Source organism: Labilithrix luteola, from assembly GCF_001263205.1.
Classification (GTDB): domain Bacteria; phylum Myxococcota_A; class Polyangia; order Polyangiales; family Polyangiaceae; genus Labilithrix; species Labilithrix luteola.
On the sequence record NZ_CP012333.1, the window covers coordinates 4,301,536 to 4,319,317 of the forward strand.

A 17,782-nucleotide genomic window follows, 5' to 3' on the forward strand; every position below is an offset into this window, starting at 1 on the left:
GGCTCAGGCCAAGACTTCGTCGCGCTCCGCCGCACGCAGACCAGGGGAGGAGTCGGTGGGAGTTCGAAGCGTCCCGGCCGCGGGCGCGTGCGTGTGCCAATCGCGAGTCGTGATCAGTCGAGCGCCACGACGAGAAAACAGGTAGCTCCACGTCCACTCGAGGAACACCTGGACGCGGTTCTTGAAGCCCGTGAGCAGGAAGACGTGGACGAAGAGCCACGCCACCCACGCGATGTACCCGTGGAGCTTCATGCGCCCGCGTTGGCCAATGGCCTTGTGCTTTCCGATCGTCGCCATCGTGCCCTTGTCGACGTAGCGGAACGTCTGCGTGGCGGCGCCGCTGGTGAGGGCCAGGATATTGTCGGCGGCAAGGCGTCCTTCCTGGATGGCGGCCGGGGCGAGGCCGGGAACGAGCTGGCCATCGATTTCGAGATGCGCCGCGTCGCCGATCACGAAGGCCTCGGGATGTCCTGGAATGCTGAGATCGGGCTCGACCATGACGCGTCCGGCGCGATCGACGGGAACGCCGAGCGTCCGCGTGACGACGTTCGCGGTGACGCCGGCGGCCCAAAACACGCTTCGCGACGGGATGAACTCGTTCCCGAAGCGAACGCCGTTCGCATCGATGTTGTCGACACGCTGATCGACGCGAACCTCGACGCCGAGTGACCCGAGATCGGTCGCCGCCTGATGGGACAGATCTTCGTCGAAGGCGGCGAGGACACGCGGCCCGGCTTCGATGAGCGTCACGCGCGCGTCGGCTGGATTGATGCGCCGAAAATCCTTCACGAGGACGGTGCGCGCGAGGTCGGCGATCGCTCCCGCGAGCTCCACGCCCGTGGGACCGCCGCCGACGATGACGAAGTTGAGCAACGCATGCTGCTCGGTGGGATCGGGCTCGTTCTCGGCCGCCTCGAAGGCCGACAGGACGCGCCGCCGGATCTCCGTTGCTTGTTCGACCGTCTTGAGCCCTGGCGCGAAGTCCTCCCAGCCTTCTTTGCCGAAGTAGCTGTGCTGCGCACCGGTGGCGACGATCAGGTAGTCGTACGCGATGCGCACGCCGCCCTTTCCCTCGACGAACTTCTGCTCGAGGTCGATGTTCTCGACGCGCCCGAGGTGCACCGACACCTCCGGCTCTTCCGAGAACTGCGTACGAATGGGAACGGCGATGTCCGACGGGTTCAGCCCCGCTGTCGCCACCTGATAGAGGAGCGGCTGGAAGAGGTGATGGTTTCGCTGATCGATCAGCGAGACGCGCAGGAGCCCGGGCGATCGGCTCAGGCGCTTCGCTGCCGCGAGTCCGCCGAAACCCCCGCCGATGACGATCGCGTGCTTTTGTCCCGGCTTCAGCGCCGGACGGAACGGTTCCATCGCGTGTGTCTCCTCACGCCGTTGCGTGGCTGAGCGAGCTGAACGACCAGAAGAGCGTCTGCTCGTGGTAAGGCAAACATCCGGCCACCGCGCGTCCGATTGAGCTCGTTTTTCGCGCTGCTTCTGACCTGCTTTCGCGCCGATTTTCGTCCCCGCTCGTCAATCCGGCCGAGCTTTCTCGGCCGTTCGCGTCCTCGCACGTCGCATTCTGCCGCCATCGATGGCATGAGTAGGGCGGAGTGCCCATGAGCCAGGCCGTGAAGAGACACGATCGCTACCTCGCCCGGACGGTTCGCGACACCTGTCAGCGTCATGGGTTGCTTCGCGCGGGTGATCGCGTGCTCGTCGCGCTGTCGGGCGGCAAAGACAGCTATACGATGTTGCAGCTGCTGCGAGGGTACGTGCGGTCCCTCGATTACGAGGTGCGGCTCGTCGCGGTCCATCTCGATCAACGGCAGCCCGGTTACGACGGCTCGAAGCTCGTCGCGTGGCTCGAACAGAGCGGTGTCGACTACGAGATTCTCTCCGAAGATACCTTCTCGGTCGTGACCGAGAAGCTCGAAGCGGGAGCCACCTATTGCTCCCTTTGCTCGCGATTGCGTCGCGGGATTCTGTATTCGGCGGCCGAGCGTCTCGGCTGCAACAAGGTGGCACTCGGTCATCATCGCGACGACGGACTCGAGACCTTCCTCTTGAATCTGTTCTATGGCGGCAAGCTCCAGGCGATGCCCGCCTCGTTCACGACGGACGATGGGCGCTTCGAGGTCATCCGCCCACTCATCGATTGCGCCGAAGCGGACATTGCCGAGTACGCCGTTGCGCACGAGTTTCCCATCCTGCCTTGCAACCTCTGTGGTTCGCAGGAAGGCCTGAAGCGGGAACGCGTGTCGGAGCTGCTTGCGAGCTTGGAAAAAGAGAATCCGAACGTGCGTGCGATTATGGCGACTGCGCTCGCGAACGTTCGTCCGTCGCATCTGCTCGATACCGAAGTTCGCGATGCATGGCTGGCGCGGCCCGATCATGTCAGGCCGACGAATGCGGCTCGTCGCGAGACCCACTTCCAGGCCTTGCCGGTTCGCGGCAGGCGTTTGACGGTTCTCGAATAGGGCCTGCGCTCAGTTCGCGATCGGCTCGGACGCCGAGGGCGCGTTGGAGAGAGGCAGGCGCAGGACGAAGTGGCTGCCCTTGCCCTCCTGGCTGACGAAACCGATGGCACCGTTGTGCCGGAGCAACGTCTCGCGCGCGAGATAGAGACCGACGCCCATGCCGCCGGAGTCGTAAGGCGTGTCGGTGTGCGCGCGGTAGAAGCTCTCGAAGATGCGTGACTGTTTATCGACGGGAATGCCGATGCCGTGGTCTTTGACCTTCACCACCGCCTCGTCGCCCTCCTTCTCGACGAGAACGCGAATCTCTCCATGACCGGGAGAGAACTTCACCGCGTTCGAAACCACGGCATCGACGGCGCGTTCGAGGCGCGCACGGTCTCCGTTCACCCAGACGGACGGCTCGCTTTCCACGTTGATGGGCTGGTCTGGAGCCTTGCCCGAGGTCGTCGTGACGATGGTCTTCACGAGCTCGGCGAGATCGAACGTCGTCAGCACGAACGGCACACGGCCCGTCTGCAACTGCGTCATGCTGAGGAAGTTCTCGACGAGGTGGGTGATGCGGTCGGTTCCGCGGTTCATCGCGCCGAGGAGGGGCGTGACGTCCGAGGGCAGGCTGTCGGCGCGTCTCAAGAGGAGCTGTGAGTAGCCCTTGATGATGGTGATGGGCGTCTTGAGCTCGTGGGCGGCGACGCGCAGGAACTGATCTTTCAGCTCGTCGAGTGCACGGAGCTCACGGACCTGTTCGCGGATCTGAGCGTCGGCTTCCTTGAGGCGCGTCACCATCGAATTCACGGCGTCGGAGAGATCGCCCATCTCGTCGAGCGTGTAGACCGGAACGCGTCCGGCGGCCGCCGCACTGCGTGCTTCGGCGACTCTGCGAACCGCGACGGCCACCGTTTTGACCGGCGTGACCACGCCGCGGCTCAGCTCGCCTCGCGCTCGCCTCGCGCTCGTCCGCCCTCGATCCGAGCCTCGTTTGCCGTTCTGGCTCAGCGGCAACGTGCGGCCACCTATCGTCGAGGCCTACGCGGCGATGGCGAGCGGGATCTCCTGAACGACGCTGCGCGTGGTCATGAACGCGGCGACGAGGAGCGAGAGAACGCGATCGGCGAGGCGGTGGGCCTTCGTCGTCGGCGTCCAGCCTTCGTTGCCGTTCGTGTCCACGAAGGGCGCGACGAAGCCGGAGTCGAGCATCGTGTTCATGAGCAGACGCGCCGTCGCGAAGTCCGTCTCGTCGAGCAGCGTGAGGGCTTCGACGACCTCGTCGTGCGCCGCATCGATGATGTCTTCGATCGTCGTCACGTCGATCTCGCGGAGCGACGGCCGCGCGCTCTCCGGCGCGTCCGACACGTTGTGCGCGACGCGCGAGTACGGTCCCATCAGCCACATCGCGAGCTCCGCCTTGCCCCAGAAGCGAGAGTCGTGGAGAAACGCCTGCGCGATGTCGTAACAGTCGGCGGCGAACTCGGACGCCGTCGTCCGGCGCATCGAGATCATGGTGGCGGCAGTCGATTGGGCGGCGATTTCGGCGGCGAGCTTCATGGTGACCTCTCGACCCGTCTAGAGCATCGGCCGTGCCACCCGCGGGACGCCTCGCGCGCGACGTCTCGGAGCACGTTCGGAGGCCTGGAATTCAGCGGATTTTCGCGTGTCGTAGGGCTGCGTCGGAAGACCGTGACAGCCGTTTGGCGCCGGCGTCACCGCCCTGACGGAAGGCGGGCGGGCGCGACGAGGGCCGCCACTTCGATGGCGGCGTCGTTTGGTTGACGCTCTCCTGTACGGCCCTCCTTGCGGGCGCAGGTTCCGGAGGCCGCGCCGGAGCGTGACGGTCGCGAAGGGCTAGGGTAGACGCACGGTCATGACCAGCCCTCCGAACGCGCTCACCATCGCCGGCATCGATCCGAGCGGGGGTGCGGGCATCTACGCCGACCTCAAGGCCTTCTCTGCGCTCGGGGCCTACGGCTGCGGAGTGGTCGCTGCGCTGACGGCGCAGAACACGCGCGCGGTGACCGGCGTTCACGCGCCCCCGATCGAGTTTCTCCGCCTGCAGCTCGACACGCTCTTCGAGGACGTTCGCATCGATGCGGTGAAGATCGGCATGCTCGCGAGCGCGGAGATCGTGTCGACCGTGGCCGACCGGCTCGCGCATTACGGGGCCGACCGCGTGGTCGTCGATCCGGTCATGGTCGCGAAGAGCGGCGACCTCCTGCTCGCGAAGAGCGCCGTGGCGATGCTCCGCGACGTCCTCCTGCCACGGACGTTCGTCGTCACTCCGAACCTCCCGGAGGCGGGCGTGCTCCTCGGCGAAACGGCGCCCGACTCCGTGAAGACGATGTTCGGCGCCGCCGAGCGTCTCCGCGCGATGCTGCCGACCGACTCGGAGCGATGGGTGCTCCTCAAGGGCGGACACTTGCCGGGGCACGAGGTCGTGGACCTGCTCTTCGACGGCGATCGGATGATCGAGTTCCGCTCGCCACGGATCGAGACGAAGAACACCCACGGCACCGGTTGCACATTGTCTGCGGCCATCGCCGCGTTGCTGCCGAAGTACGCGAGCGCGGAAGAGGCCGTCCGCGAAGCTCGCGCGTACTTGCAGGAGGCGATGAGGGCCGCCGACGAGCTCGAAGTCGGGAGCGGCCACGGACCGGTTCACCACTTTCACGCGTGGTGGTCACGAAGCTCGGTGAGCTGATCGGATCCGAGCCGCTTCGTTCGAACGCGGGCGGGCGCGCCGCTTCTCATTCGTGCGCGAGCGTTTGGTGACCCAGGCGCACGTCCATGGCGGGGTGGGCGGCGGCGAACTTGCGGAGGCGCGCGAGGCTCTCGACGCTCTTCTCGCGATCGGCCGAGAAGTCGCCCGGCTCGACGCCATTCTTCCAGCCCCAGGCCGTGTGACATGCGTCGCCGACGAGCAGAACCGGGCCGTTCTCCGTTCGCGCGAGATACGCCGTGCTCCCCGCGGAGTGACCGGGCACCCATAGCGCGAAGAGCGATTGGTCGCCGAAGACATCGGTGACGCCCTCGAACGCCCCATCGGGATCGGGGAGAAGCGCCACTCGCCCGACGGCGCGAAGCCCTCGAGCGCCCGATCGGTGTTGCCGCGAACGAAGAGGTTCATGAACGAGTGCTCGTCGAGCTCGCCGGGGCCCGTGTAGACGGGAACGTCCTTGGGAACGTCGGGCAGGCCGGCGACGTGATCGAGGTGCGCGTGCGTCAGAAACACGCCGCGGATGGGCTCGGGATGCGAGGCCAGCCAGTCACCGAGCGGCGCGAGGAACGTCATCTTCTCGCGATGCAGGAACGAGGCAACGAGCCCACGGATGGCCGCCTTGTCCGGATCGTCGCGGAGCGCGCGCTCGACGCCGGTGTCGACGAGGTACGTTCCCTTCGTGGGGTGACGAATGACGTGGAAGTAGACGTCGATCGGCTCCTCGCCGCTCTTCAGGCCCGCGGCCTTGGCCTTCGGGTGGTCGAGGTTGACGAGGCCCTCCAGCGGCACGGCCCACTTGATGGAGGTCACGGTCTCGACGGTGAGCGGTCCCTTCTGATCGACCACGGACTCGAGCGCATGCGTACGCGAAGGCGAACCTGCCGAGGCGGCCACGTGGGGATGTGTCGAGGCTGCACACCCTTCGACGGCGAAGAGAGCGACGGCGAGGAGACCAACGAGTGAGCGAGTGAACGTCGTCTTCATGACCAGGACTATGCCCATGCTCTGAGGTATGGTTGAGACCATGAAATCGGATGGAGCCATCCAGAAATGAATGGGCAAGCCGCGCCCGCCTGGGACGACGTCCGGCTCTTTCTCGCCATCGCCGAGCAAGGAAGCATCGGGAAAGCCGCCAAGGCCCTCGGCATGGCTCAGCCTACGGTGAGCCGACGTCTCGCCGAGATCGAGGCGAGCTACGGCTTTCCGCTCTTTCGCCGGACTCCGAGCGGCGTGTCGCTGACCTCGCGCGCCGAGCGTCTCGTGGCGCCGGCCAAACGCATGGCCGAGTGGGCTGCTGAAGTGGCTCGCGCGATCGATGACCCCAACGCGGGACCCCGGGGCGTGGTTCGCATCACGGCGCCACCGGGGGTCGCGATGGACTTCCTCGCGCCGTTTGCCGGCTGGCTACGCCAGAAACGACCAGGTATCGCGCTCGATGTCCTGTCGACCGTCGGCGTGCTCGACTTGTCGCGAGGCGAAGCCGATCTGGCGCTACGGGCGGTGAGTACGACGCGAGGCGATCTCGTTCGCGTGGCCGTCCTCGAACAAGACGTCGCGTTCTTCGCGAGCGCCGATTACGCAGCGCGGCTGCCGAAGGGCTACGGCTATGCCGACGTGGACTTCGTCGGTTGGGCCCCGCCCTACGAGATGCTTCCGCCCAACCCGCAGCTCGCCAAGCTCGTGCCCGGCTTCGCGCCCGTGTTCACGTCGGACAGCTTCCTCGTGCAGCAAGCTGCAGCGGAGGCGGGCGCGGGGGCCATTCCACTTCCCAGGACCGGGCATCGCTTCTCGCGACCCTCCACGATGGTCGAGCTGTCGCTCGATCTCGGCCCGTACGCAAAGACCAGCACGATGCTCGTCGCCGCCCGGAGCGCGCTCGAGATCCCCCGTGTGCGGGTCGTTGCCGATCTGCTTCGCAAAGAGTTCGCCCACGCCCAGGCTCTCGTCAAACGTCCACGAGGGAAGGTGTAGAGCTTCGACGGCGCGACAAGGATTCGCGCGTCGCGTCGCCCTCGAGCCCCGGGTTTCTCTCGGACGGCGCTATGGTTGCGCCGATGGTCCTCGTTCGCTTTCTCGGGCTTCTGCTCGACCTTCTGCTGTTCCCGCTGCGCGCTCTTTGGAAATCGCGCGCGGTTCCCGAAGGTGCGTTCGTAACCCTCACGATCGACGGCGCCGTGGCGGACGTCGTCGCCAAACCACGTTTCTGGCAGTTTCGCGCTCGCAAGGCCACGTCGCTCCACACCCTCGCGACGACGGTGAAACTGATCGCTGCCGATGAGCGCGTGCGAGGTCTCCTCGTCACCATCGAGAATCTCCAAGCAGGCATGGCCACGGCCTCCTCGCTGCGCGCGCTGCTCGCGACTCTTCGCGCCGCCGGCAAAGAGGTGATCGTCCATTTACCCTTGGGCGCCGGCACCAAGGAGGTCCTGGTCGCCATGGGCGCGAGCAAGGTCTACGTCGGTCCAGCCACGCAGCTAGCTCCGCTCGGATTTCTCTCGAGCACGCGTTACTTCAAGAATGCTCTCGAGAAGGTCGGCGTCGAGCCCGAGGTCTTCGCGTGTGGCGAGTTCAAGTCCGCCGGCGAGACGCTGGTGCGTGACTCGATGAGCGATGCGCAACGCATGCAGCTCGGTCGACTGCTCGACAGTTTCCAGGGCACGCTGGTCGCGGCCATCGCGGATGGTCGCAACGTCAGCATGGAGCGCGCGCGTGCCATCGTCGACGAGGCTCCGTACTTCGGCGAGGAGTGCGTTCGCGCAGGTCTCTGTGACGGCGTGGCTTACGAAGACGAGTTGCCCGCATTGCTCGGCATCCAGCCCGCCAAAGATGGCAAGAAGGCGCGGCACGAACTCCACGAGAAGTTCGTCGACGACGGCGATTACGTGGCGATTCGCGAGCGGCCGCTTCTCCGCCCGCTGAAACGCCCGCCCGTCATCGGCGTCATTCCCGTTCACGGTGCCATCGCGCATTCACCGATGCCCTTCGGCGGTCGGGTGGCAACCGACGAGCACGTCATCCGCATGGTGCGTGCTGCGCGACGAAATCGGCGCGTGGTCGGCATCGTGCTCCACGTGGACTCGCCAGGCGGCAGTGCGCTCGCGTCGGATCGCATGCACCACGAGATCGTGCAGCTGGCGCGCGAAAAGCCGCTCGTCGTCTGCATGTCGAACGTGGCTGCGAGCGGCGGCTACTACGTGGCCGCGCCCGCGCATCGAATCGTCTGCGAGAAGACGACCATCACGGGGTCCATCGGCGTCGTCGCCGCGCGGCTCACCGCCGAGCCGCTTCTCGCGCGCTTCGGCATCGTCACCGAGACCCTTCGACGAGGTGAGCATGCCGGCTTGCTCTCGCCGTCGCGGCCGCTCTCGGACGACGAGCGCGCGGCCGTCCATCGCGAGCTCGAAGCGACGTATCGCACGTTCGTGCGCGTCGTGGCGAGCGGTCGCAAGATGCGCGAAGAGGAGGTCGAGGCGCTGGCGCGCGGTCGCGTCTACACGGGCACCGACGCGCTCGACCGAGGGCTCGTCGATGCCCTCGGAGGCTTCGACACGGCGCTCGAGGAGCTACGTCGTCTGCTCCCGGTCGACGTGCGCGACAGGGCGAAGCCGCAGGTCGTCAAGACGCCACGCAAGCACGTCACGTGGCTCCCGCCGCCGTCCGAGGGCGAAACGGGGCGCAAGGCGGCCGAGGCCATGATCGGGGCCGTACTGCCCGACAGCGCACGCACGCTCCTCGGGCTGGCGGTGACCGGTGAGCGGGCTCTCGCGCTCTGGACGGGGGAAATTCGCTGAACACCCAGACGGGCCCGGAGTGCCGCATCGTCGCTCTTCGCCACGATCGTTCGCGACACATTTCCCCTGAATTTCCAGGGCCGGCGCTCGCGGTGGCACGATCCCAGCCGGGCGTGCTACAGCACCCTGGCAATGTTCGCGGCACTCACCGCCTGTGTCCTCGGCTTCGCGAACGGGTTGCGCCATGCGCTCGAGCCCGATCACCTCGCGGCCGTCTCGACGCTCGTGGCCGGCCAGAAGAGCGCGCGTGCGACCGTCCGTTACGCCGCCGCGTGGGGTGCCGGACATGCCGCCATGCTCATCGTGGCGGGTGGTGCGCTCGCGCTCTTGCGCAAAGAGCTGCCGTCACTGGCGAGTGACATCTTCGAGCTCGTCGTCGCCCTCGTGCTGATCGGTCTCGGCGTGCGCGGCCTCGTGCAAGCGCGCCTGGTTCCGACCGGCGAAGCCGTGAAGCACCGTCACGGTGAGATCGAGCACGCGCATGCGGGCACGACCGATCACGTGCACGTCAGTGGGTGGACGCTCGCGCGCCTGCCGTTCGTCGTCGGCCTCGTCCACGGCCTCGCAGGCAGTGGGGCGCTCGCCGCGCTCGTGGCCTCCCGCGTCCCGTCCGCGGCCTTCGCCATCTCCTTCATCACCATCTACGCGATCGGCGCTGCCGTCGGCATGTCGGCGCTGGCGGGCGTTCTCGGCTGGCCGCTCGCGCGCCTCGCTCGCTCGGGTCGCACGATGACGTTCCTCATCGGCGCGAGCGCCTGCGTGTCGCTCGGTATCGGGATCTGGTGGGCGGCGCCGATCGTCGCGAGACTGGTCGCTTAGGTCATCGCGTAGGCGCGAGGCCTAGTTCACGCCGAGCAGCTTGTTCATCGACGCCTCGTCGGCGGGCGTGAACGGATACTGGTCGAATTCCTGACTCAGCGCCCATTTGTAGGCGTTGACCGCGCGCGTCTCGAGCAGCTCGGTGACGAGCGTGCACTCGTAGAGGAAGAGATCGACGACGTAGTGCTCGTACGGATGGCTCACGAACGAGATGAGCTTGCCGACGTCGATTTCCACACCCAGCCGGTGCGTCAGCTCGCGCTTGAGCGCTTGCTGATCGGTCTCGCCAGCCTCCACGCGACCGCCGGGAAACTCCCACATGAGCGGGAGAACGGCGCTCGCGCGGCGCTGGGTGATGAGGTAACGCCCATCCCGCTCGAGGACTGCGGCGACCACGCGGATCGTCCTCTGCGGGGCAGACATCAGATCGCCACGCGGAACAACTGCTGACCCATCAAGAGAACGTCGCCCGACTTGATCTCCGTCTCCTCGTGGAGGCGGAAGAACGAGCCGTTCGAGCTCCCGAGATCGGTGAGCATCAGCTTGCCGTTGTCCCAGGTGAGGCGGCAGTGGAGACCCGAGACGTAGCCGTCCTCGGGGAAGAGCACGTCGCCACGCTCGCGACCGAGGTGGACGCCGGTCTCGGGGATCGGGAAGGCGTTGCCTGTCACGTCGCGCCCGATGACGAGCGCGATGCGGCCCACGTAACCCTTGGCAGGCGAGCCGAGGCGCTCCACGCCGTCCGGCGAGGGCGTCTGCGGGGCGAGCGGCTCGAACTTGATGATCTCCTGACCGATACGGAACATGTCGTTCGGGCGGAGCTCGACAGGCATGTCGCGAACGAGCTTTTTGTAGACGCCGTTCAGCGAGCCTTCGTCCTTCACGGTGACGCGCGAGGACGTCTGCTTGAAGGTCGCGTGGCGCGGCGAGAGGTAGCTGTCGCCCGCGAAGATCGCGCCCGTCTCACGACCGACGGTCATCGTTGCGCTTGGCAGGGCGTAGGTACCCGCCTCGCTGCCGTCCGCACGGAGCGCCGTGAGGACGATGGAGCCCGGGCCGCTCGACGACTGCGGTGCAGGCTTCGGAGCGGTGGCCGCTGCTGCGGCCTGACCGAGCCGGAATCCGCACGAGCCGCAGAACAGGTTCGCCGTCGTGTTCGCATGCCCGCACTGCGGACACGTCACGGCAACCGAGCCTCCTGCGACGGCCGCGGGGGCCGGGGCGGCGACCGGCGGAGCCTGAAGAACGGCCGCCGGGCTTGGCTGCGCAGGGGCAACCGACTGGGCTACCTGGGCGACCTTCACACCTTGGGCCGGCGTCTGGGGGACGAACGGCTTGGGCGCCACGTCACGCGGCAACTCCGCGCCACAACCCAGGCAAAATTTGTAGTGATCCTGGTTGTCCTTGCTGCACTTGGGACACGTGATCAAGCGAGCCTCCGGACCCATTCCCGCCCGCAGCGAGTAGGGTCAGCACGCAACGTTAGCATGGTTGTCATGCCGACCAATTCCCCTGCGCTGAACGGGAAACGAGCGCGCGGCGAGTATCTTGCATCCGGTCGAGGTGGGTCAAGCTTGGTGGTTTTGTTCAAGCTCAACCTTTGCTAAGCTCTTCCCAATCGTCGGGGGTCTCGGGCGGCGTCTCGGGCATGGCCGGTACAGCCTCGTGTGTGGCGGCGCCCAGGGGATCGAGTTCCTTCAGGTACTTCCCGACCCGCTTTTCCCGGGTCTTTTGAAGGGCGGCCAGCACACTGTTTTTGAGCTCGGCCTTGAGCGTGCGCGCTTGGGTGACGGTCTCGATGGCCACGTCCACGTCGTGGAGCTCCCCGAGGCGCTTCTGGAAGATCGTGGCAGGCTCGAGCATGGCCCGGGCGTCGAGGGGGAGCGCCTCGGCCAGGAGCTCGATCGAGTACCGAAGCTCTTTGTAAGCGATGCGAAGCTCGTGGAGGCCGAGCACGTCTTCGATCTCGACGTCGCGCTGCTTCTCCACCTTGCGCCGTGAGCGTTCGACCGTGCGGCGTGCGAACTTGCCGAGCTCCGCGTCGCGATCAGGATCGACGGGGAATACGAGCAGTGCCTTCAGCATCAGGCGCGCCTTGTCGAGGCTGCCTTGCTGGATCTGCTTCACGACCGCCGTGCGGAGCTTCTTCTCGCGCGTCTCGCGGGCCTTCACCCACGTCTTGAACTGGGGATCTTCGACGGCGTCGGTCAGTGTCTCTTCGAGCACTTCTTCGTCGCGCAGGTCGCCCGTGGCGCGCATGACGTCAGCGAACGCTCGTCGCACGACGTCCGAATGCCATCGCCCGAAGATCTCGCGGGACATCTTCAGCATCGTGCGAAGACGCCGGATGGCGACGCGCATGTCGTGGATGGCGTCGTCGTCGGCGCTCTCGACGACGCGCGGAACGGCCGCCATCATCGCGGTGTCGAGCTCACGGAGCTTCTTGACGAGGTAGGCGCCCGCCATGGGCGGTGTGGCTTGCGTCATGCTCTCTCCCCGCTCGAGCGATAGACGTGCACGACCGTCATCGGTTTGAAGCCTCGCGACTTGTGGAACGTGCGCCGGATGGCGAGCCGTGCGTGCTCTGCCATCGTCGTCTCGCTCGACGACGCATCGAGCTCCAGAATCGCTCGGCGTACGTTGGCGCGCGCGTCGGCGAGCTCCTCGGCGTACTCCTCCTCGTCGATCACGCCGCGTGTCGAGATCCGCACGTCGCGGACCGAGCCCGCGTCGTCGACCACGACGAGGCACGAGGCGACGCCCTCTTCGGCCAGGAAGGCGCGCTCGCGCAGGATTTCCGGGGGGAGCTCCCGGCCCGCGTACACCGCCACGCGCCCGGTTTTCTCGGTTCCCCCGAAAGCGATCGTCTCGCGCGTGACCTCGACCACGCGGCCGTTCTCGACCACTGCGACGTTGGGCTTCGTCGGCACGTTGGTTTCGCGGGCGAGCTCGCCGTGACGCGTGAGGTGATGGATGGTGCCGTGCACCGGCACGAAGTGTTTCGGCCGAACGAGCTCGATCATGCGTCGCTGCTCGGGCCGATGGGCGTGGCCGCTCACGTGGATGCCGCGATCGGTCAGGCGCGAGCGCACGTCGCAACCACGGCGCAGGAGCATGCCGAGGATCGCGTGCACCTCGGGCTCGTTACCGGGGATCGTCCGCGCGGACAAGATCACGCGGTCACCGGGGCCCACCTCGAACATCGGGTGCTCGCCACGCGCCAGTCGCGCGAGGGCCGCTCGTGCTTCGCCCTGCGAGCCGGTGGCAATGGCGAGGACCTTGGAGCGAGGAATCTCGCGCGCCATCGTGTCCGGCACGACGAGACCGTCCGGCCAGGGAAGGTAGCCCGTCGTGCGCGCGACCCGCGCGTGCGTGCCGACCCCGCGACCCAGCAGCACGAGCTTGCGCCCGTGCTTCTTGGCGATGTCGCCAAGGAGGCGCAGGCGATGCACGTTCGAAGCGAACATCGCCACCACGACGGCCGAGCGCGCGCCGGCCACGAGCTCCTCGAGCACGTCGCCCACGTCGGTTTCGCTGCCGGTCGGCCCCTCGGCATCGACGTTGGTCGAATCGCTCATGAGGAGCGTCACACCCGCATCACCCAGCTCGCGCAGGCGTGCCTCGTCGAAGTGCTCGCCGTCGGTCGGGCTCTCGTCGATCTTGAAGTCGCCCGAGTGAACGACGACGCCTTCGTCGGTCTGGATGGCCAGCGCGGTGGCGTCGGCGATGGAGTGCGTGACACGAATGGGCTCGACGCGGAACGAACCGACGCTGAAAGGCTCACGCGGCCGCGTCTCGTAGATGCGGGCATGCTTGAGGACCTCGTGCTCGCCGAGGCGCTGCTGGATGAGTCCGATCGCGTAGGGCGGTGCCCAGATGGGAATGTCGTGGCGACGGAGCAAGTAGGGCAGCGCGCCGATGTGGTCTTCGTGCCCGTGCGTGATGACCACGCCGGTGAGGCGCGCTCCGAACGTGTCGAGCGCCGAGAAATCAGGATGAAGGACGTCGACGCCGAGGCCACGATCGTCGAACGTGACGCCGCAATCGACGAGCATGACCTCCCCTCGTTGTTCGAGGGCCATGCAGTTCATCCCGACCTCGCCGAGGCCGCCGAGAGGGAGAAGGCGAAGCACGCTTCGCATTTAGCACGTGCCCGGCCTGCCCGTCTTTGGGCCCCGTCTTGTCCCGTCTTGCGCCTGTCAGGTCAGGCGCTTCGCAAGCTCGCGGATGGCGGCCGGCGTCGCCGCATCTTGGAAGAGCTGAGGCAGGAAAGATGGGGAGATCGGCAGCTCGACCGAGAGTCGTTCTAGGCTCTCGGCCTGCACGCGTTCGCGCATCGAGCGCGCCCGTGCGACGCGGACGGCCACCTCGGGGGCGGAGGTCGACGTGGTCGGTGTCACGGCCTCGAGCGCCGTTCGCTCCTCCGGCGAGAAGAGCGGAGGGAGTACACCGTTGACGACGATCTTTCCGATCGGCAGCTCGAGCTCCACGTTGATCGCGCGCGCGAGCTCGATGGTCTCGGAGGTGGGCATCTCCTCGGGCAGCGTGACGAGGACCACAGCGCAGTTTTCCGGATCGCGAAACAGATTCCAGGCGCGCTCGGCGTCGCGACGAAGGAGGCCGGGCGGGACGACGTCGAGGATCACCTTCGGCACGCGAAGCATGTCGAGGCCGTGACCCGTGGCGGGCGCGTCGAGGATGACGACGTCGTAGACGTTGCTTCCGTCCGAGCGCGTCTCGGTGGTGTGCCACCACGCCTTGCCGAGCATCGTCCATTCCTGCATCCCGGGGACGGCCCGGAAGAACGTGCGGACGTACTTGTTGTCGAAGAGCAGCTTGAAGAGCGTCTTCGAGTGGAGCGCCATCTGCCCGTACTCCTGCAGGGCGCTCTCCGGATCCATGTTCACCGCCCAGACGTTCTGAGCAACCGGCGTGATCTCGTGACCGATCGGCGCCGAGCCGAGCATCGTCGACAACCGCTCTTTGGCGTTGCACATGCACACGAGCACGCGTTTGCCCTTCTGCGCGAGGGCGAGCGCTTCGGCGGCGCAAACGGTGGTCTTTCCGACGCCACCTTTGCCCGTCACGATGAGAAAGCGCTTCGTTTCGAGCGGCGCGTGATCCGGCATTTCCGACTGCCCTAGATAGGTCAGCTCGAACACGCTGTAAACCCGAGCGAATTTCACGCCGCAAAGGCCGCGCCGCCTCGGAACCTCCCGCCCGCCTCGGAACCTCGGTCGGCCTAGATCGCGAGAACCTCGGCCTTCTCGATGCGGTCGAGGCGGAAGTGGCGGTGTTCGCCCTTGTCGACGTCGATGGCGTTGATGCGCGTCTCGTTGCGCTCCATGATCACCGACACGATCCGCACGTCGCGCGTGGTCTGGACGAAGCTTCCATCGAGATACGTGATGCGCAGCGGCTGCTGTTCGAACCAGGCGCGTTCGATGGCCTCGCGGACGGCTTTTTTGCTCGGCAGGCTGGGAACGCCGATGAATTCGAGCTCCCGGAGGCGCCCGACGAGCTCGCGTTGGGCAGAGGTCGAGAGCGCCGAGCGAACCTTGTCGAGGGCGCGCTCCAGGGTTTCCTCGAAGGGCATGAGGCGCATCTCGATGGCATAGCGTCCGAGCACGCAGAGAAGGGCCGCCTCGCGCGCCGTGAAGTTTACGGGCGGCAGGCTGTAGCTCTTGTCGAGCGCATAGCCGCCGCCCCGACCGCGCTCGGCCGCGAGGGGCATCGAGGCGGCGCGGAGAGCGTCGAGATCTCGGTAAATCGTGCGGATCGTCACGTCGAAGCGCTCGGCGAGGGCTTCGGCTGTCACCCCCGTACGGCGCCCCCGGAGGTACTCGGCCAGGGCGAAGAGGCGTTCGGTGCGTCGCATGACAGTGGGAAAGATAACTGACACGAGGCTGACAGCACCAGGCGCGATAGTCATGCTCATGGAACCGTCGCTCGCGCCCACCCCCGTCCGTCCGCTCCTTCGCGCCCATGCCCCGGCTTTGGAGCTGCGCGAGGTCGGCCTGACCGCCGTGGCTGGGCTCGAGAGCTACTCGCCCTTCGGTCTCAAGATTCGGCGTGCGCTCGGGGCGGCAGGCTTGCCGTTTACCGTACGCAGCCGGCCATTTTCGGTGCTCTCGGCTCCGGACGAGGTTCCGTCGCTCAGCGTGGAAGGGGAAGAGGTCACGGATTCCACGCGCGTCCTCGCCCATCTCGAGCGGCTCGCGCCGGGCACGCTCCTGCCCCGCGGACCGAGCCTCCGGGCCGAGGCCTGGCTTTGGGAGGACTGGGCCGATCGCGTTCTCAGCACCTTCGTGCGGGCGTCGCGCTGGGCGGACGCGCGGAATTGGCCGTCGTTCCACGCGGCGATGTTCGGCCGCTCGAGCTGGCTCGTCCGGACGATGCTGGCCCCGCGGTGGAGGCGCCAGGTCGTGGCAGAGCTCCATGCCGCGGAGACCTCGGAATCGTCATTTCTCGACGATTTCCGGCGGACGATCGACATTCTCGAGGCGCGGGCGCCCGAGCGCGGGTTCTGGATCACCGAGGACCGCCCGACCGTCGCCGACGTGGCCATCTTCGCGCAGCTCCACTCGCTGCGAAACCACCTGACGCGGGCTCAGGCGCACGAGCTCGCGTGCCGTCCGGCACTGACCGACTGGCTCGATCGCGTTGATGCGGCGACGGCTTCGAGAGAGCCGCCGAGGCCGCTCGTGCGACTCGGAAGTGGGCACGCATTGGTCAAGAAAAGCGTGGTCTTGGCCGCGGCGGTCGTCTGCGGTTGACGGCGTCTCTCAGCGAGATATCTCTCGCGCGTGCCGTTCTCGTATCCGTATCCGCGGCCGGCGGTTTCGTGCGACGTCGTGGTCTTCACGATGCGCCACGACGACCTCGCGGTGCTCCTCGTTCGCCGCAGGGACGAACCCTTCAAAGGGAGTTGGGCGCTGCCTGGCGGCTTCCTCAACGAGAACGAGTCGCTCGAACGTGCGGCCACGCGTGAGCTCTACGAAGAGACCGGCGTGAGCAGCGTCAAGCTCGAGCAGCTCGCGACGTTCGGCGATCCGGGGCGCGATCCTCGCGGTCACACCGTGACGGTGGCCTGGCTGACCTTCCTCGTCGCCGAAGTGACCATCGTGGCGGGCGACGACGCGGCAGAAGCTGCCTGGCACCCCTTGCGAACGCTCGACATCGAAGGCGTGCGCGGTTCGAGCTCGAAGAAGAGCGCGAAGAAGAAGGAAAAGCCGTCCAAGCGGAAGGGCGTTCGCCTTGCCTTCGATCACGCCAAGATCATCGCGATGGCCTACCAGCGGCTCTGTCGCCACCTCGACACGCCGCTTCGCGATGTCGCCTTCGATCTTCTGCCGCCGCGATTCACGCTCGCCGAGCTTCGCCGCACGTACGAAGTGGTCTTCGGCAAGAAGATCACGCCGCACATGGTGAAGAAGCAGCTCGTCGTGCGCGGCCTCGTGGTGCCCGCGACGTCGAAGCCGGCACCGAAGCCTTCGGCGCAGCTCTATCGCTGGAATCGCCGGTAGCCTTGTGGGGGCAGAGCCCCCCTCGAAACCTCCGGTTTCGAGCCTCCCCCCGGCTGCCCGCGGCGGGTCGCCTTCGGCGCGTCGCGCTGTGAGCGCGACGAAGAACCCGCCGCTCGCGTTGTGGCTACCTACGGACGTCTTGGTCTCTCAGAACCTCTGGTCGGGGGAGCCCTGGAAACGAGAAGGCCACGGACGCTGCGCGAGCGCCGTGGCCTCTTCTTTCGAGTCCCGCGAGCGAACGCGAACCCTCCGCTCGCGTTTTGGCGACCTGCGGCGCCTCGGTCTCTCGACGCCTTCGGGAAAGGCCACGGCGCTCGCACAGCGTCCCGTGGCCTTTTCGTTTGACTCCGAAAACGGAGGTTCGAGAGACCAAGACGCCCGTAGGTCGCGTCGAGGCGAGCGGCGGGTTCTTCGTCGCGCGTCTAGCGCGACGCGCCGAAGGCGACCCGCCGCGGGCAG

The 17,782-nt window shown here is 66.9% G+C and carries 17 protein-coding genes; 7 read left to right on the top strand and 10 right to left on the bottom strand.

Translation table 11 applies throughout. The features are described 5' to 3' along the window. Window positions 1-3: 3 nt before the first annotated feature. Complete coding sequence (locus AKJ09_RS19165; protein ID WP_146648646.1) at window positions 4-1,371, bottom strand: NAD(P)/FAD-dependent oxidoreductase; 1,368 nt, start codon at window positions 1,369-1,371, stop codon at window positions 4-6. 245 nt (window positions 1,372-1,616) lie between these two features. Between AKJ09_RS19165 and ttcA the strand changes: the two genes are divergently transcribed. Beyond that, the gene (gene ttcA, locus AKJ09_RS19170) at window positions 1,617-2,477 is read left to right on the top strand and encodes a tRNA 2-thiocytidine(32) synthetase TtcA (RefSeq protein ID WP_146648647.1); all 861 of its coding nucleotides are present in this window, start codon (window positions 1,617-1,619) and stop codon (window positions 2,475-2,477) included. A gap of 9 nt (window positions 2,478-2,486) precedes the next feature. Here ttcA and AKJ09_RS19175 read toward each other — a convergent pair whose 3' ends face one another. Then, window positions 2,487-3,476: a HAMP domain-containing sensor histidine kinase gene (locus tag AKJ09_RS19175; protein WP_205633745.1), complete on the bottom strand. Its 990-nt coding sequence runs from the start codon at window positions 3,474-3,476 to the stop codon at window positions 2,487-2,489. A gap of 24 nt (window positions 3,477-3,500) precedes the next feature. Then, window positions 3,501-4,019, bottom strand: coding sequence for a hypothetical protein (locus AKJ09_RS19180; RefSeq protein WP_146648649.1), 519 nt, complete (start codon window positions 4,017-4,019; stop codon window positions 3,501-3,503). A gap of 316 nt (window positions 4,020-4,335) precedes the next feature. On the opposite strand from AKJ09_RS19180, the gene thiD reads away from it, so the two are divergent. Continuing rightward, window positions 4,336-5,169, top strand: coding sequence for a bifunctional hydroxymethylpyrimidine kinase/phosphomethylpyrimidine kinase (gene thiD / locus AKJ09_RS19185; protein WP_146648650.1), 834 nt, complete (start codon window positions 4,336-4,338; stop codon window positions 5,167-5,169). Here thiD and AKJ09_RS19190 read toward each other — a convergent pair. Beyond that, window positions 5,149-6,171, bottom strand: a complete 1,023-nt coding sequence (locus tag AKJ09_RS19190; protein ID WP_240488523.1) for an MBL fold metallo-hydrolase — start codon at window positions 6,169-6,171, stop codon at window positions 5,149-5,151. The two genes, thiD and AKJ09_RS19190, sit on opposite strands and share 21 nt — an antisense overlap. 66 nt (window positions 6,172-6,237) lie before the next feature. On the opposite strand from AKJ09_RS19190, the gene AKJ09_RS19195 reads away from it, so the two are divergent. From AKJ09_RS19195 to AKJ09_RS19205, 3 genes are all read left to right on the top strand, one after another. Further along, window positions 6,238-7,158, top strand: coding sequence for a LysR family transcriptional regulator (locus AKJ09_RS19195; RefSeq protein ID WP_146648651.1), 921 nt, complete (start codon window positions 6,238-6,240; stop codon window positions 7,156-7,158). A gap of 83 nt (window positions 7,159-7,241) precedes the next feature. Next, window positions 7,242-8,978, top strand: coding sequence for a signal peptide peptidase SppA (sppA, locus tag AKJ09_RS19200; protein ID WP_169927663.1), 1,737 nt, complete (start codon window positions 7,242-7,244; stop codon window positions 8,976-8,978). Window positions 8,979-9,110: 132 nt separating this feature from the next. Beyond that, window positions 9,111-9,797: a hypothetical protein gene (locus AKJ09_RS19205; protein WP_146648653.1), complete on the top strand. Its 687-nt coding sequence runs from the start codon at window positions 9,111-9,113 to the stop codon at window positions 9,795-9,797. 21 nt (window positions 9,798-9,818) lie between these two features. Here the strand turns inward: AKJ09_RS19205 and AKJ09_RS19210 are convergent, their stop codons facing one another. From AKJ09_RS19210 to AKJ09_RS19235, 6 genes are all read right to left on the bottom strand, one after another. Next, complete coding sequence (locus tag AKJ09_RS19210; RefSeq protein ID WP_146648654.1) at window positions 9,819-10,220, bottom strand: (deoxy)nucleoside triphosphate pyrophosphohydrolase; 402 nt, start codon at window positions 10,218-10,220, stop codon at window positions 9,819-9,821. Next, a complete protein-coding gene (locus AKJ09_RS19215; RefSeq protein ID WP_146648655.1) occupies window positions 10,220-11,227 on the bottom strand; it encodes an FHA domain-containing protein in 1,008 nt (335 codons plus the stop codon). Before AKJ09_RS19215 ends, AKJ09_RS19210 begins: the two co-directional genes overlap by 1 nt. A gap of 163 nt (window positions 11,228-11,390) precedes the next feature. Continuing rightward, window positions 11,391-12,284 (bottom strand): CHAD domain-containing protein, encoded by an 894-nt coding sequence (locus AKJ09_RS19220; RefSeq protein ID WP_146648656.1) that lies wholly within the window; start codon window positions 12,282-12,284, stop codon window positions 11,391-11,393. Beyond that, window positions 12,281-13,939: a ribonuclease J gene (locus tag AKJ09_RS19225; RefSeq protein WP_146648657.1), complete on the bottom strand. Its 1,659-nt coding sequence runs from the start codon at window positions 13,937-13,939 to the stop codon at window positions 12,281-12,283. The genes AKJ09_RS19220 and AKJ09_RS19225 overlap by 4 nt, the downstream gene beginning before the upstream one ends. Before the next feature lie 57 nt (window positions 13,940-13,996). Continuing rightward, a complete protein-coding gene (locus AKJ09_RS19230; protein ID WP_240488524.1) occupies window positions 13,997-14,983 on the bottom strand; it encodes an ArsA family ATPase in 987 nt (328 codons plus the stop codon). A gap of 56 nt (window positions 14,984-15,039) precedes the next feature. Beyond that, the gene (locus AKJ09_RS19235; RefSeq protein ID WP_146648658.1) at window positions 15,040-15,675 is read right to left on the bottom strand and encodes a helix-turn-helix transcriptional regulator; all 636 of its coding nucleotides are present in this window, start codon (window positions 15,673-15,675) and stop codon (window positions 15,040-15,042) included. 52 nt (window positions 15,676-15,727) lie between these two features. On the opposite strand from AKJ09_RS19235, the gene AKJ09_RS19240 reads away from it, so the two are divergent. Continuing rightward, window positions 15,728-16,573 (top strand): glutathione S-transferase family protein, encoded by an 846-nt coding sequence (locus AKJ09_RS19240; RefSeq protein WP_205633746.1) that lies wholly within the window; start codon window positions 15,728-15,730, stop codon window positions 16,571-16,573. A 30-nt stretch (window positions 16,574-16,603) separates the two neighbouring features. Beyond that, window positions 16,604-17,323 carry an NUDIX hydrolase gene (locus AKJ09_RS19245; protein WP_146648660.1) on the top strand — a complete coding sequence of 240 codons (720 nt, stop codon included), beginning with the start codon at window positions 16,604-16,606 and terminating at the stop codon, window positions 17,321-17,323. Window positions 17,324-17,782 lie beyond the last annotated feature (459 nt).

Coding starts and splice junctions, on each gene's coding strand:
- AKJ09_RS19165 (WP_146648646.1), bottom strand. CDS start 1,371: ATGGAACCGTTCCGTCCGGCGCTGAAGCCGGGACAAAAGCACGCGATC.
- ttcA (WP_146648647.1), top strand. CDS start 1,617: ATGAGCCAGGCCGTGAAGAGACACGATCGCTACCTCGCCCGGACGGTT.
- AKJ09_RS19180 (WP_146648649.1), bottom strand. CDS start 4,019: ATGAAGCTCGCCGCCGAAATCGCCGCCCAATCGACTGCCGCCACCATG.
- thiD (WP_146648650.1), top strand. CDS start 4,336: ATGACCAGCCCTCCGAACGCGCTCACCATCGCCGGCATCGATCCGAGC.
- AKJ09_RS19190 (WP_240488523.1), bottom strand. CDS start 6,171: ATGAAGACGACGTTCACTCGCTCACTCGTTGGTCTCCTCGCCGTCGCT.
- AKJ09_RS19195 (WP_146648651.1), top strand. CDS start 6,238: ATGAATGGGCAAGCCGCGCCCGCCTGGGACGACGTCCGGCTCTTTCTC.
- sppA (WP_169927663.1), top strand. CDS start 7,242: ATGGTCCTCGTTCGCTTTCTCGGGCTTCTGCTCGACCTTCTGCTGTTC.
- AKJ09_RS19205 (WP_146648653.1), top strand. CDS start 9,111: ATGTTCGCGGCACTCACCGCCTGTGTCCTCGGCTTCGCGAACGGGTTG.
- AKJ09_RS19210 (WP_146648654.1), bottom strand. CDS start 10,220: ATGTCTGCCCCGCAGAGGACGATCCGCGTGGTCGCCGCAGTCCTCGAG.
- AKJ09_RS19220 (WP_146648656.1), bottom strand. CDS start 12,284: ATGACGCAAGCCACACCGCCCATGGCGGGCGCCTACCTCGTCAAGAAG.
- AKJ09_RS19225 (WP_146648657.1), bottom strand. CDS start 13,939: ATGCGAAGCGTGCTTCGCCTTCTCCCTCTCGGCGGCCTCGGCGAGGTC.
- AKJ09_RS19235 (WP_146648658.1), bottom strand. CDS start 15,675: ATGCGACGCACCGAACGCCTCTTCGCCCTGGCCGAGTACCTCCGGGGG.
- AKJ09_RS19240 (WP_205633746.1), top strand. CDS start 15,728: ATGCTCATGGAACCGTCGCTCGCGCCCACCCCCGTCCGTCCGCTCCTT.